13 protein-coding genes are annotated in these 13692 nt (G+C 72.6%); 4 read left to right on the top strand and 9 right to left on the bottom strand.

Translation table 11 applies throughout. The features are described 5' to 3' along the window. Position 1: 1 nt before the first annotated feature. From ACH4YP_RS17695 to ACH4YP_RS17680, 4 genes are all read right to left on the bottom strand, one after another. The gene (locus ACH4YP_RS17695; protein WP_398491106.1) at positions 2-502 is read right to left on the bottom strand and encodes a hypothetical protein; all 501 of its coding nucleotides are present in this window, start codon (positions 500-502) and stop codon (positions 2-4) included. A gap of 114 nt (positions 503-616) precedes the next feature. Continuing rightward, complete coding sequence (locus ACH4YP_RS17690) at positions 617-1387, bottom strand: enoyl-CoA hydratase/isomerase family protein (protein WP_398491105.1); 771 nt, start codon at positions 1385-1387, stop codon at positions 617-619. Continuing rightward, a complete protein-coding gene (locus tag ACH4YP_RS17685; RefSeq protein ID WP_361050964.1) occupies positions 1384-1824 on the bottom strand; it encodes an OB-fold domain-containing protein in 441 nt (146 codons plus the stop codon). The genes ACH4YP_RS17690 and ACH4YP_RS17685 overlap by 4 nt, the downstream gene beginning before the upstream one ends. 25 nt (positions 1825-1849) lie before the next feature. Then, positions 1850-3004, bottom strand: a complete 1155-nt coding sequence (locus ACH4YP_RS17680) for a lipid-transfer protein (protein WP_398491104.1) — start codon at positions 3002-3004, stop codon at positions 1850-1852. Positions 3005-3106: 102 nt separating this feature from the next. Between ACH4YP_RS17680 and ACH4YP_RS17675 the strand changes: the two genes are divergently transcribed. After that, positions 3107-4741, top strand: coding sequence for a fatty acid--CoA ligase family protein (locus ACH4YP_RS17675; RefSeq protein WP_398491396.1), 1635 nt, complete (start codon positions 3107-3109; stop codon positions 4739-4741). A gap of 100 nt (positions 4742-4841) precedes the next feature. Here the strand turns inward: ACH4YP_RS17675 and ACH4YP_RS17670 are convergent, their stop codons facing one another. From ACH4YP_RS17670 to ACH4YP_RS17660, 3 genes are read right to left on the bottom strand one after another with little or no spacing between them, the layout of a single operon-like run. Beyond that, a complete protein-coding gene (locus ACH4YP_RS17670) occupies positions 4842-7427 on the bottom strand; it encodes an FtsX-like permease family protein (RefSeq protein ID WP_398491103.1) in 2586 nt (861 codons plus the stop codon). A 4-nt stretch (positions 7428-7431) separates the two neighbouring features. Further along, positions 7432-8196 carry an ABC transporter ATP-binding protein gene (locus ACH4YP_RS17665; protein ID WP_398491102.1) on the bottom strand — a complete coding sequence of 255 codons (765 nt, stop codon included), beginning with the start codon at positions 8194-8196 and terminating at the stop codon, positions 7432-7434. After that, on the bottom strand, positions 8193-8435 hold the full coding sequence (locus ACH4YP_RS17660) for a hypothetical protein (RefSeq protein WP_361050976.1): 243 nt from the start codon (positions 8433-8435) through the stop codon (positions 8193-8195). Before ACH4YP_RS17660 ends, ACH4YP_RS17665 begins: the two co-directional genes overlap by 4 nt. 257 nt (positions 8436-8692) lie before the next feature. On the opposite strand from ACH4YP_RS17660, the gene ACH4YP_RS17655 reads away from it, so the two are divergent. The 3 genes from ACH4YP_RS17655 (at position 8693) to ACH4YP_RS17645 (ending at position 12024) form a co-directional block, all read left to right on the top strand. Continuing rightward, positions 8693-9979 carry a sensor domain-containing protein gene (locus ACH4YP_RS17655; RefSeq protein ID WP_361050979.1) on the top strand — a complete coding sequence of 429 codons (1287 nt, stop codon included), beginning with the start codon at positions 8693-8695 and terminating at the stop codon, positions 9977-9979. Further along, complete coding sequence (locus tag ACH4YP_RS17650) at positions 9967-10626, top strand: response regulator transcription factor (RefSeq protein WP_190229026.1); 660 nt, start codon at positions 9967-9969, stop codon at positions 10624-10626. The genes ACH4YP_RS17655 and ACH4YP_RS17650 overlap by 13 nt, the downstream gene beginning before the upstream one ends. Before the next feature lie 201 nt (positions 10627-10827). Beyond that, a complete protein-coding gene (locus ACH4YP_RS17645; protein WP_398491101.1) occupies positions 10828-12024 on the top strand; it encodes a serine hydrolase domain-containing protein in 1197 nt (398 codons plus the stop codon). A gap of 82 nt (positions 12025-12106) precedes the next feature. On the opposite strand, the gene ACH4YP_RS17640 is transcribed toward ACH4YP_RS17645, so the two are convergent. Continuing rightward, entirely contained in the window at positions 12107-12823 is a 717-nt protein-coding gene (locus ACH4YP_RS17640; protein WP_398491100.1) for a hypothetical protein, read from the bottom strand. Between the two features lie 550 nt (positions 12824-13373). Continuing rightward, positions 13374-13616: a hypothetical protein gene (locus ACH4YP_RS17635; RefSeq protein WP_361050990.1), complete on the bottom strand. Its 243-nt coding sequence runs from the start codon at positions 13614-13616 to the stop codon at positions 13374-13376. Positions 13617-13692: the final 76 nt, after the last annotated feature.

The following is a 13692-nucleotide window of genomic DNA, read 5'->3' as shown; positions in this document are numbered from 1 at the left end:
CTCAGCGGTAGTCCATCGGCGGACCGTCGAGCGTCGGTACCGCCGGATCCGGCGGGGGTACGTACACGGGCTCCGCCCGAACCCCCCGCCCCCGCAGGACCACGGAAGCCAGCAGCAGCAGAAGGCCACCGCCGAAGGCGAGCCCCGTGCCGGCGCCCAGGCCCTCGCCCGCGTCACCAGAGATGACGAGGCTCCCCGCGGCCTGCCCCACCCGGACGAGCCAGAGCACGGTGAAGCCGAGGACGATCACGCCGGCCAGGGCCACCAGCAGCCGCGACCGGAGCAGCAGCCCGACCAGCGTGATCAGCGCGGCGCCCGCGAAGGGCAGGAAGAGCGAGGCGAAGAGCTCGGCGGGGACGTCGGTGACGCCGGCCGCGGAGAAGAGGTCGCCCAGGCGGTAGTGCCTGCCGTGACGGCCGTCGTACCAGGCACGGAAGGGGCTCCATACGGCGGCCGTCGCTCCGGCGAGAGCCAGGACGGACCCGAGCAGGTTGCGGACCATGCGCGGACCTCCGTTCCCGGGCTCTCGACGCAGACGCTACGCCGGGTGGCCGACCCCCGCCACGCGACGGCCACGCTCAGTGACGGCGAGTGCGGGGGAGGCCCGGCGTGGTGGTCAGCGGGTCCGGAACTCCGTGCGGCGGCCGGTGAACAGTCCCGCCTGCGCCTCGTCCGGAAGGTTGCCCATCGACACGAGATGCGGGGCGTGCGCCAGCGCGGCCGTCCGCGTCGCCTCCTTCGCCGCCCATACGGCCCGTACGGTCCCCTGCACGGCCTCGGTCGGACAGGAGGCGATGACGTCCGCGCACCGCACGGCGGCGGCCAGCGCCTCACCGGGCGCCGTGAGCTCGCTGACCAGCCCCACCTCGTACGCCCGCCGCGCGGAGACCCGCTCGGCCGTGCCCATCAGCGCCATCCGGGCGACCTCCCCGAACGGCATCCGCTGCGCCAGGAGGATGGACTCGTACGCGCTGACCATGCCGTACGTGGTGTGCGGATCGAAGAAGGTGGCCGTCTCGTCGGCGATCACGAAGTCGGCCTCGCCGATCAGATAGAAGGCCCCGCCGCAGGCCATCCCGTTCACGGCGGCGATGACCGGCTTCCACAGGTCGCACGCCTTCGGCCCGATGCGGATCAGCGGATCGTCCACCATGTAGGGGGAGTCGGGCTGCGGGACCTCGGCGCCGCGGTCGAGCCCCGTACAGAAGGCCCGACCGCCCGCGCCCGTCAGCACGATCGCGCGCACGGAGTCGTCGAACCTGAACTCCCGCCAGGCGGCGGTCAGTTCGGCGGCCGTGTCGAGGTCGATGGCGTTGAGCTTCTCGGGCCGGTCGAGGGTGACGACCGCGACGCCGGTGTCCTTGTCGGCGGAGATGTCCAGAGTCATGGCCGCTCCAGTACCCAGCGGGGCAGCCCGCCGCCCCCGCCGCCCTCACCGTCCGCGAAGACCACCTGCACCTTCGCCCCGATCCGGATCCGCTCCTGGGCGACGGAGTCGAGCGGCGCCCGCGGCCCGGTGACGAGATTCCCGACGAGCCGGATGCGGGGAGCGTCCGCCAGTTCGACGAGGATCACGTTGTACGGGGCCTGCGCCGCGTAGTCGGGCAGGAGAGGCGGATGGGGGATCACGTACGACCAGACGCGGCCCTTGCCGCTCATCCTGCGCCACTCGCTGTCGAAGGAGTGGCAGTGCGGGCAGCAGGGCCTGGGCGGGAAACGGAGTTCGCCGCAGTCGGGCTCGGCGCAGGCCTGGACGCGCAGCTCGCCCCGGGCGGCGTACTCCCAGAAGGGGGCGCCGTCGTCGTCCACGACAGGTGTGAGCATGTCGGCTCCTCGGAAACTCGGTCGGTCAGGTCCTCAGGAGCAGGGCGGACGTCGGTACGCCCTCGCCCGCCGTGACCAGGCAGGTGGCGGCGTCCGGGACCTGCGCGGTACTCGTGCCCCTCAGCTGCTTCACGCCCTCGTTGATGAGGTTGAAGCCGTGGACGTACGCCTCCGAGAGGCCGCCGCCGCTCGTGTTCATCGGCAGCCGCCCGCCGATCTCCAGGGCGCCGCCCTCCGTGAACGCGCCGCCCTCGCCCCGGCCGCAGAAGCCGTATCCCTCCAGGGAGAGCGGTATGAGGGGGGTGAACGCGTCGTAGATCTGGGCGACGTCGACGTCGTCCGGGGTGAAGTCGGAGTGTTTCCACAGGTGTCGGGCCGCGGTCCAGGCCGGGCCGGTCAGCGGGTCGTCGTTCCAGTAGTTGACCATGCCGTGGTGCTGGGCGGGCAGGCCCTGGGCGGCCGAGTGGACGTACACGGGCCGCTGCCGGCAGTCGCGCGCCCGCTCGGCGGAGACGATGACGCAGGCCAACGCGCCGTCCGTCTCAAGGCAGTTGTCGAAGAGGCAGAGGGGCTCGCTGATCCACCGCGAGGTCATATACATGTCCCGGGTCAGCGGCCGCTCGTACATCATCGCCGCGGGGTTCTGGTTGGCCCGGTTGCGGCAGGCGAGGGCGACGTTGAAGAGGTGGTCGCGGGTCGCCCCGTACTCGTGCAGATAGCGGCGGGTGAGCATGGCGATCTCGTCGGCCGGCCGCAGGAGACCGAAGGGGCGGGTCCACTGGGCGGGGGTGGGGAGTTGGACCGCGGTGTTCTTCCACGGGCGTGGGCCGCTGCCCCGTTTCCGTGACCGCCAGGCGACGCCGACCGTGGCCTGCCCGGTGGCGACGGCGGCGGCCAGATGCGCGACGGTGGCGCACGAACCGCCGCCCCCGTAACCGATCTTGCTGAAGAAGGTGAGGTCGCCGAAGCCGACGGCCTTCGCCACCTCCACCTCGTCGGTCTCCTCCATCGTGTAGGAGGCGAGCGCGTCGACCTCGGCGGGGGAGATCCCGGCGTCGTCGAGCGCGGCGAGGATCGCCCGGCAGGCCAACGCCTTCTCGCTCTCGGGGAGTTGTTTGGCGAAGGGGGTCTGCCCGATTCCTACGACGGCCGTGGCGTCCTTGAGTCCTGCCCCTGTCATGGGCGCACCTCCACCGTGGTCCACGAATGCTGACAGGGCGTCAGGCTACAGCTAATCTGACGGGTAGTCAGCTAGTGGGAGTCGACCGTGGGGAGGCTCGTTGTGCGCGGTGACATGGAGTGGGGCACCATTCCGGGGCTGGTGCGGGGGGCGGCCGAGCGGTACGCCGACGTGGAGGCGGTCGTCGAGGGCCGCACACGCGTCTCGTACGCGGAGTTGGGCGCCCGGGTGGAACGCGCGGCGGCGGCCTGCGTCGCGAACGGCGTCGACCCCGGTGACCGCGTGGCCATCTGGGCGCCCAACACCCTGGACTGGATCGTCTCCTCGCTGGGCGCGGTGTCGGCGGGCGCGGTCCTCGTACCGCTGAACACCCGCTTCAAGGGCACGGAAGCGGCGTACATCCTCTCCCGGAGCCGGGCGAAACTGCTGTTCGTGACGGGCACGTTCCTGGGGACGTCGTACGTGGCGTCGCTGCGGCGGGCGGCCGGGGACGTGCCGGGTTCCGCGGGGCCGGAGCCGGAGCCGGGGGCGGGTGCCGTGGGTCCGCTGCCCGGACTCCCGCACCTGGAGCAGGTGGTGGTGCTCTCGGACGACGCCCCGGCCGACTTCCGCACCTGGAAGGACTTCCTGGCGAGCGGCGACAGGGTGGACGCGGCGGACGTACGGGCCAGGGCCTCGGCGGTCGAGTCGTCCTCTCCCTCGGACATCGTCTACACCTCGGGCACGACCGGCCGCCCCAAGGGCGCGGTGATCACCCACGCGCAGACCCTGCGGGCGTACGAGGTGTGGAGCGAGCTCGCGGGCCTCCGCCAGGGCGACCGCTATCTGATCGTGAACCCCTTCTTCCACACCTTCGGCTACAAGGCCGGTGTGATCGCCTGTCTGATGCGGGGCGCGACGATGATCCCGCAGCCGGTGTTCAACGTGGACACGGTCCTCGCGAACGTGGCCTCGGAACGGATCTCCGTCCTGCCCGGCCCGCCCACCCTCCACCAGTCGATCCTGGACCACCCGGGCCGCGACGCGTACGACCTCTCGCCGCTGCGCCTGGTGGTGACGGGCGCCGCGGTGGTGCCGTTGCGCCTGGTGGAGCGGCTGCGGGAGGAACTCGGGGTGGGGACCGTTCTCACCGCCTACGGCCTCTCCGAGGCGAGCGGGATCGTCTCGATGTGCCGGCGCGGGGACGAGCCGGGCGTGATCGCGTCGACCTCCGGCCGCGCGATCCCGGGCACGGAGGTGCGGGTGGTGGACGCGGCGGGTGCCTCCGTGGCCCCCGGCGCCCAGGGCGAGGTCCTGGTCCGCGGCTTCAACGTGATGGGCGGCTACTACGAGGACGCCCGGGCCACCTCAGAGGTCCTCACCTTCGACGGCTGGCTCCGCACGGGCGACGTCGGCGTCCTGGACCCGGCGGGCAACCTCCGGATCACCGACCGCATCAAGGACATGTTCATCGTCGGCGGCTTCAACGCGTACCCGGCCGAGATAGAGCAACTCCTCGGCCTCCACCCGGATGTGGCCGACGTGGCGGTGATCGGAGTACCGGACGCGCGGCTGGGCGAGGTCGGCAGGGCGTACGTCGTGCGGCGGCCGGGGGCCGTGGCGACCGGGGACGACCTCATTGCCTGGGCCCGACGGGAGATGGCGAACTACAAGGTGCCCAGGACGGTGGAGTTCGTGGGCGAACTGCCGCGCAACGCCAGCGGCAAGGTCGTCAAGGGCGAGCTGCGGGGGCGCTGAGGGGCTGGTCCGGAAACGGGAGTACGGGCAGACGCGCGGCCGGATCGTCCCGGCCGCGCGTCTGCCCGTACTCCCGTTTCCGTTCTCCTCGCGCCCCGCGCTATTCGCGGGCGGACAGTGCATGGGCGGGGGCCGTGCGCAGTGCCTGGCGGGTGGGGAGTTCGACCGTGATGAACGCGGTGCAGATCACGGTCAGTGCGACGGCGGGGAGCAGCCACACCGGGCCCGCGGGCCACGGCCGGTCCAGGAAGCCGATGCCGAGCAGCGCGAGGGGGATCGCGGAGAGCAGCAGGCCGGTGGTGACGGCGGCGACCCCGATCACCGCGGCCTCGCGGCGCATCATCGCGAGGATCTGGCGCGGCGTGGTGCCGTTGAGGCGGAGCGTGGCGATCTCGCCCTGCCGCTGGGCGGTGGTGGCGACCAGCTTGTTGGCGATGCTGAGGAGGAGGTAGCCGAGGAGTACGACGATGAGGGCCAGGTTGATCCAGATCTCCGGCGGCGCGTCGCTCAGGCTGCCTCCCGATCCGGTGTCGGTGGGCTCCAGGGCCAGGCCCGGGCGGCCCGCGGCGAGGGCGGTGAGAGCGCGCTGGGCCTTCTCGGTGCCGTCGGTGCGGACGAGGATGCTCTGGTCGAGGCCCGTGGTGGTGTGGCCCTTGGTCAGGTCGTGGGAGAGGGCGAGCGGGCCGAAGCCGAGGGCGCGGTCGTAGACGGCGACGATCTTGGGGCTGACCCGGGTGCCGTCCCCGAGGACCAGGGTGATGCGGCTGCCGAGTCCCGAGCCGGGGGTGCGGGCGACCTCGGTGCTGACGGCGACCGTGTCGCCGGTGAGCCTGGCCAGGCTGCCGTTCCGTACGCCGAGGTCGAGGACGCCCGACGCGGCCGGGGTCAGGATCTTCGCCGAGCCGGCTTCGACGACCGGGTCGCCGAACTGCTTGTACTCCCGGATCACGGTCGTGTCGCCGACCGGGGCCGCCGCCTCGACGCCGGGGGTCCTGGTGACGGTGGCGAGGGTGCCGGCGGGCAGGCCGCCGAGGCCCGGCGCGGTCAGCCGCTGCTGGGCGAGGGTGCCGGTGCGGGTGTCCTGGGCGGTGGCGCTCATGACGGTCGTCTGGGCCAGCGTGTAGGTCAGGACGAACACGACCGCCATGGCCAGGGCGCTGACGACCCCGGAGAGCCGCAGTGCGTAGCCGCGGATGTTGGACACCGCGAGCCAGGTCGGCGCCGAGACCCCGGGCCGCAGCCGTCGGCTCGCCGCGTTGCCGATGCCCCGGACCAGGGCGGGGCCCGCGAGGGCCAGGCCGATCGCTCCGATGACGCCGGCCATGGAGGTGGCCGTCGCGCCGATGGCCGTACGGCTCAGCAGCGGTACGACCGACAGCGTGGTCGCGGCGACGATCAGCAGCAGCCCGCAGCGGGCGCGCGTCTTCGACGGGGTGCGGGGTTCGCTGCGCGACTCGGCGACCGCCTCGGTGGCGGGCATGCGCGAGGTGCGCCACGCGGCGCATCGGGCCGACACCTGCACGGCGAGGCCGAGGAGCAGCACGGTGGCGAGGGCGGGCAGCGGGCTGAACGTGAGCGGCAGGGCCTCCGGGATCACCCCGCGGTCGACCAGCATGGTCCGGAACTGTCCGGCCAGCAGGTAGCCGAGGCCGACCCCGGGCACGACCGCCACGGCGGCGATGATGGAGGCCTGTCCGGCCGCAAGTCGCCTGATCTGCCGGGGAGTCGCACCGACGGCCCGCATCAGGGCCAGGTCGCGGCGCTGGCCGCCGATCGACACGGCGAGCGCGCTCGCCATCACGAACCCGATGATCAGCATGATGATCCCGGCGAGCGAACTGGCCAGCAGGATCAGCAGGGAACGGGCGGCGCCCGCGCCGGGGGAGGCGATGTCGCCGCGCTCGGAGCCGGTGGAGACGACCAGCGGGGCGGCGGCCTCGGTGTTCTTGCCGGCGGCAGTCTTCTTGCCGGTGTCCTTGATCTTCTCGCGGGCCGCCGCGGCCACCGAGGCCTCGGCGCCGGGCTCGGTGCGCAGGGCGACCAGGTCCACGGTCCCGGCGCGCTCTCCGTCGGCGCGGCCGGACAGCCGTACGGCCGTCGGGTCGGCGAAGAGGATTCCGGCGTCCGGTGCCTTCACCAGCGCCGTGACGCGGTACTCGGCGGCGGCGCGGCCGGCGGCGACGACCTTGACGCTGTCGCCCACCCGGACTCCCGCGGTGGCGGCCGTGGCGCTGTCGAGAGCGACCTCGCCGGCGCCGGCCGGAGCGGAGCCGTCGACCTTCGCGTCCACGATCAGCTTCGTCGAGGACCAGCCGTGCCCGGCCGTCCGCGGGTCCTCGGTCGGTACGACCCGGCCGTCGGCGTCGACGAGGGCGGCGGGGAAGCCGATGTCGCCGACCGCCGAGGTGACGCCGGGCAGTTGGGCCAGCTCGTCGACCAACTCGGCCGGGACCGCGCCGCGCTCCGTGAGCGCGATCGGCAGGTCGGCGCCCGCGTCGAAGCTCTGCTCGGTGGAGACCACGACCTGCGCGCCTGCCAGGCGCCCGGCCGGCAGCTGGGAGCGGAATCCGGACTCGGCCATCACTCCGGTGCCGGTGATGAGGGCCGCTCCGCCGAGGACCGCGCACGCCACCGCCAGCAGGGCGGTGATCCGGTGTCCGGCCATCCGGACCGCGAGATACAGCATGGTTCTAGACCTCTCCGAGCTTGACGAGACGGTCGGCCAGTTCGGGTGCGGTGGGCTGGTACAGGCGCTCGACCACCCGGCCGTCGGCCATCACCACCGCGTGGTGCGCCTGGGCGGCGGCGGCCGGGTCGTGGGTGACCATCACCACCGTCTGGCGCAGCTCGTCGACGAGCTCGCGCAGCAGGCCGAGCACCTCGTGGGCGCTGCGCAGATCCAGCGCTCCGGTCGGTTCGTCGGCGAACACGACGGCCGGCTTGGCCACCAACGCCCGTACGATCGCGGCCCGTTGCTGCTGCCCGCCGGAGAGCTCGGCGGGCCGGTGCGACAGCCGGTCGGCGATACCGACCCGCTCGACCAGCGCCCCCAGCCACTCCCGGTCGGGGGCCCGCCCCGCCAGACGCAGCGGCAGCGTGATGTTGTCGGCGATGCTGAGGGCGGGGACCAGGTTGTAGGACTGGAACACGAACCCGATGTGCTCGCGGCGCAGTTCGGTGCGGCGGGTCTCGTTCAGCCCGCCGATCTCCCGGCCGCCGATCCGGATGCTGCCCGAGGTCGGCGAGTCGAGACCGGCCGCGCAGTGCATCAGCGTGCTCTTGCCGGACCCCGAGGGACCCATCACGGCGAGGAACGTGCCGTGCTCCACGGCCAGCGACACGTTGTCGAGGGCGTGGACGCCTCCCGCGTACGTCTTGCTGACGTTCTCCAGCACGATGGCGGGAGCGGTCCGCGTCGCCGTCGGGAGGCCGGCCCCCGCCTGGACGCCGCTCATCGCCGGCCCCGAAGGTGGCGGGTGACGAGGGCGGTCACGCACAGCGCGGTGACGCCGCCGCAGGCCAGGTGGATCTGGGTGGAGGCGGCACCGTAGGAGGCCACCATGTTGCCGACGGTGCTGATGACCAGCACCAGCCAGAGCACCGTACGCACGACGTCGTTGCGGGTGACGTCGGTCTTCGCCGGGTCCGTGCCCTCGGCGCCGCTGGTGAGGCGGTAGGGGTCCGTGGTGGCCATCGCTGTCCCTCTTCGGATTCTTCGAACTCTCCGGACCCTGGGGCGGGTCTCGCTGACATCACCGAAGTTACGGATCAGCACCCTGTGCGGCCGAGCCCGCCAGCAGCCCGACTCGGGGTACAGCAGGCTGTACCTCTAGGCTCCTGAACCGAGCCCCGGGCCCGTGACTGGCCCCCGGGCTCGTGAACCGTCAGAACCGCGCTGCGGCAGAAGGCCGTTGGCGCACGTGTGAAGGCAAGAGGGAAGGGAGGGGGCGGATGTCGACCTCGACCCGGCACGGTGAGCCGGTCGACGCGGGCGCGGGACGGCCCGGGATCAGGGCAAGCGCGATCCGGACCGCCGAGGCCGCGGGCGCCGCGCTCGGACAGCTCATCGGCGGGCTCGGGACCGCGGTGCTGGCGCTGGCCATGCTGTTCTGGCTGGCCGTCACCGCCGTGACGTCCGTCGTGGGCGTCGGACTGCTCATGGCCCCCGCCGCGCTGCGCACCCTGCACTCCCTCGCCGACCGTGAACGCCGCCGGCTCGCCCGGTGGGGTCCCGAGATCATCGGGCCCGACCCCTCCCCGACCCGGCTGCGGCTCGCCCTCGTCGACCCAGCCACCCGGGGGGAGCTGCGCTGGCTGGCCCGGCACGGCACGCTCGGGCTGCTGCTCGGCCTGATCGCGCTGCTGCTGCCGCTGATGGCCGCACGCGACGCGCTGTTCCCGCTGTACTGGCGCTTCATGCCGGAGAGCACGTCCAGTACGTCCGTGGGCCTCGGCCAGGCCCAGGGCTGGCCCGACGCCCTGGCCGTGACTCTGCTGGGGCTCGGCTGGATCGCCATCATCCTGGGCCTCACCCCCGCCATGGCACGGCTCCAGGCCCGCCCGGGACGCGCCCTCCTCGCGGCCGGACCCGACACCGACCTGTCCCTGCGCGTCGCCGAACTCACCGCCACCCGGGCGGCCGCCCTGGACGCGCACGCCACCGAACTGCGGCGCATCGAGCGCTCGTTGCACGACGGCACCCAGAACCGGCTCGTCACCGTCACCGTGCTGCTCGGCGCGGCCCGCCGCATGGTGGCCCGCGACCCGGCGGGCGCCGACGAACTCCTCGAACGGGCCCAGAGCGCCGCCGAGCAGGCCCTCTCCGAGCTGCGCTCGGTCGCCCGGGGCATCCTGCCGCCCGTACTGGCCGACCGCGGCCTCGAAGGCGCGCTCACCGGACTTGCCGCGAGCTGCCCGGTGCCCTGCCGGATCGACGTCGAGGCGCCCGAGCGGTGCGCCGCGTCCGTGGAGGCCAGCGCTTACTTCGTGGTCGCCGAGACGCTCACCAACATCGCCAAGCACAGCGGGGCGACGAGCGCCACCGTCACGGTCCGCAGCCGCGGCGGGCGGCTGCGACTGGACATCACCGACGACGGCCGCGGCGGCGCCGACGAGGCCGGCGGCTCCGGGCTCACCGGCATCCGCCGCCGGATAGCGGCCCACGACGGCACCCTCGACCTGGCCAGCCCACCGGGCGGCCCGACGACTCTCAAGGTGGACATGCCATGCGGATTGTGATCGCCGAGGACGACCCGTTGCTGCGGGAGGGGCTCGCGCTGCTGCTGCGCGCCGAGGGACTGGACGTGGTGGCCACCGCCGGCACCGCCGACGGCATCCTCGACGCCATCGACACCCACAAGCCGGACGTCGCCATCCTCGACGTACGGATGCCGCCGACGCACACCGACGAGGGGATAGTCGCGGCCGTCGAGGCGAGACGCCGCAGGCCCGATCTGGCGGTCCTCGTCCTGTCGGCGTACGTCGAGCAGTCCTTCGCCACGGATCTGCTCGCCGGCGGGGTCACCGGGCTCGGCTACATGCTGAAGGAACGGGTCGGGAGGGTCGAGGAGTTCCTCGACGCGCTCAACCGGGTGGCCGCCGGGGGCACGGCCATCGACCCGGAGGTCGTCGCGCAGCTCTTCACGCGCAGCCGCCAGGACACCCGCCTGGAACGGCTCAGCCCGCGCGAGCGCGACGTGCTCGGACTGATGGCGGAGGGCCTGGGCAACGGCGCCATCGCCGAACGGCTCGTCGTCACGGACGGCGCCGTCCACAAGCACATCCGCAGCATCTTCGCCAAGCTCGACCTGTCGCCCGCCGACCAGGTGGACCGGCGGGTCGCGGCGGTCCTGCGCTACCTCGACGACGCCCGCCGCCGCACCTGACGTACCGTCACCCACCTTTGGTCTAAGCAGTGTTGGCCGAGGTCAGGCCCGGTCGGGTACAGCAGGCACTACCGGCACGGGGGAGTGGGCACCCGTACCGAAGGGCCAGGCTGCCGGATCGTGGCGTACGGCCGGAATTCCTAAGTTGGTGATCACACCGCAACGGCGGTACGACGACCGACCCGCTAGGAGCCCGCCCGCATGAAGACGAAGCTGACCTCCCGAATTGTGGCCACGACGCTGGTGACCGCCCTGGCCGGTATCGGACTGACCCTCCCCGCGGCGGGCGCGACAGGGCCGGCGGCGAAGCCGACGCTCAACAAGACGCACGGCAAGGCGCACGACAAGGCGCTTCAGGCGGACGTGGACGCGATCCTGAAGACCGGGACCGTGGGTGTCCTGGCCCAGTCGACGGGTCCGCGGGGCTCCCGGTACGCCAACGCCGGGCTGGCCGACAAGGCCACCGGCGCCGCCGCCCGCTCCGGCGACCGGTTCCGTATCGCGAGCGCCAGCAAGACGTTCGTCGCCACGGTGATACTTCAACTCGTCGGTGAGGGACGCCTGTCGCTGGACGACAGCGTGGAGCACTGGCTGCCGGGAGTCGTCTCGGGCAACGGCAACGACGGCAGCAAGATCACCGTACGGCAGCTGCTCCAGCACACCAGCGGACTGTTCAACTACACCGCGGACTTCGCCCCGTTGACCAGCGTGGCCGCCTACCAGGAGGGCCGCTACACCACCTGGACCCCGGAGCAGCTGGTCGGCATCGCGATGCGGCACGCCCCGGAGTTCGAGCCCGGTGCCAAGTGGTCGTACTCCAACACCAACTACATCCTCGCCGGGATGATCATCGAGAAGGTCACCGGGCACAGCTGGGAGCAGCAGGTCACCAAGCGAATCATCCGCCCGCTGGGCCTGCACAACACCTCTGCCCCGACCACGGACTCCCGGATCGCCGGCCGCCACATGCACGGCTACTCCGACTTCGGGAAGACCGGGCCGACGATCGACGCCACCGCGTTCAACCCCTCCGCGGCGGGTGCGGCCGGCGCCATGATCGGTACGACGGCCGACCTGACCCGCTTCTACAAGGCGCTCCTGGGCGGCAAGCTGCTCCGCCCGGCGCAGCTCGCGGCGATGAAGAAGACCGTACGGGCCGAAGAGGTCGACCCGGTGTGGCCCGGCGCGCGCTACGGCCTGGGCCTGATGCAGATCCCGCTGACCTGCGGCGGCTCCTACTACAGCCACGCGGGCGACCTCCCCGGCTCCACCACCCGTAATGGCATCAGCCCGGACGGCCGCCGCGTGGTGGTCCTGCACGCGACCGGCGACGGCGCCTCCGACCTGTCCACCGAGCAGGCCCAGAACGACCTGATCGACGGCGAACTCTGCGCCTGAGACCGGGTCCCTCCGGCCGCGACGGCCCTTCCCCCAGGGCCGTCGCGGCCTTTTCCTGCCTCCGGTTCCTACCTCCGGCGCCTCACGAGGGGCGCCCCGGGCCCGATGCGTTCCGCGATCCTCCTGGCCCTCCTGGTCCTCCCCGGAGTTTCGAGAGGGCGGCGTGGATCTCCTCGACCATTTTCCCGGGGCGGTGGAAGACGTCCGCCGCGGTGTAGCGGAGGAGAAGGCGGACCTCGGGGCACTGGAGGACCTCGTTGAAGCGGGCGATGTCCCGGCGGTGGGACTCCCGGCTGCCGTGGTACGCGTACCCCTCGATCTCGACGGCCAGTCCCTCGGCCCGGAAGAGGAAGTCCAGGTAGCGGCGGCGGCCGTTGGGCGTAAGGAGTTCGGCCTGGCTCTCCGGGCGAAGGCCCGCGTCGTCCAGGCGCAGGCGCGCGACGGTCTCGGCGGGTGAACCCGCGTTCGGGTCGGCCAGCCGGAACCAGCGGCGGCCTCTGTCCGCCCCGCGCATGGGGGCTTCGAGCGCGAGGGCGATCGCGGACCAGGTGGTGAGCGGCGGGCGGCGGACGCCTCCGACCCTTCGCCGGGTGAGGGCGGACTCGACGGCGACGAGGGCCTCGTCGCGGGGCCCGCCCCGGAGGAGATCGGCGAGCGTACGCCCGACGTCCGTCACACGCAGGCCACCGCGCAGGACCGCGTACTCCTTTTCGAGGGCCATGCGGTGGACGAGCATGCCCTCGCCCTGGCGGCGAATCACGCACTCGGGGTCGATGAACTCCAGGGGGCCGCGCTCCACGCGGCCAAGCATTTCAATGCCCCAGAGCGCGGCCGCCGAGCGGTGGCTCACGACGAGTTGTGGCCGCGTGAGTTGCACGGCCCGCAGGCGCACCCGAAGATCCACGTCCCGCCCCGGCTCGGCCCAGGCCCCCTTACGAACGGGGGTCCACCCGTCCCTCCTGAGCGCCCGGGAAAGCGCCCGCCGCCCCCACCCGGCTTCAAGAGCACGACAGGAGAGCAGCACCCCACCCTCAGCAAGAGCGCCTAGAGATTCCCCATGATCCACCCACCCAGAATCCCCCAACGCCCCCCACCCACCCCCGCCCCTGTGGACAACGCTGGGCGCGAGTGGGCGGCTGGGAGGGGATTGGAAGGCTTGGGACGGCTGGAGGTGGCTGAGGAGGCGGGTGGGTGTCCCGAACCTTCCAGTCACCTAGTCCGGCGAGTGCGCGGAGGGGAGGGGGCTGAGTTTGGTTGGGGGCGGGCCCGCCCCCGTATCCGGGCAGACTTCGGCCGCGGTGGCTCCCCCTCCGCGCCACCGCGGCCGATCCCCGTCGGGATGAAGGTCTTTACTTGCTGCCGTCGAGGTCGAGTGCCGGCGGGGAGGGCATGCCGTTGTCGAGCGTGGTGACCTCGGGGTCCTTGACCGGCGGCGCGGGCATCCCGTTGTCCTGCGTGGTGACGCCCGAGTCCTTCGCGGGCGGCGTCGGCATCCCGTTGTCGAGCGGAGTCACGACCGGGTCCTTGGCAGGCGGCGACGGCATGCCGTTGTCCTGAGTGGTGAGGTCCGTTTCCTTCTTCGTCTCGCTCATGGGCCTGAATCCCTCCGTTGTGGTGACGAGTAAGGAACGCCCGTCCAGAGACTCCCCCGAGGGTCGCTGGACGGGC

The organism is Streptomyces sp. NPDC020747 (assembly GCF_044334695.1).
Taxonomy (GTDB): domain Bacteria; phylum Actinomycetota; class Actinomycetes; order Streptomycetales; family Streptomycetaceae; genus Streptomyces.
This window is presented reverse-complemented; position numbering and strand designations above follow the sequence as displayed.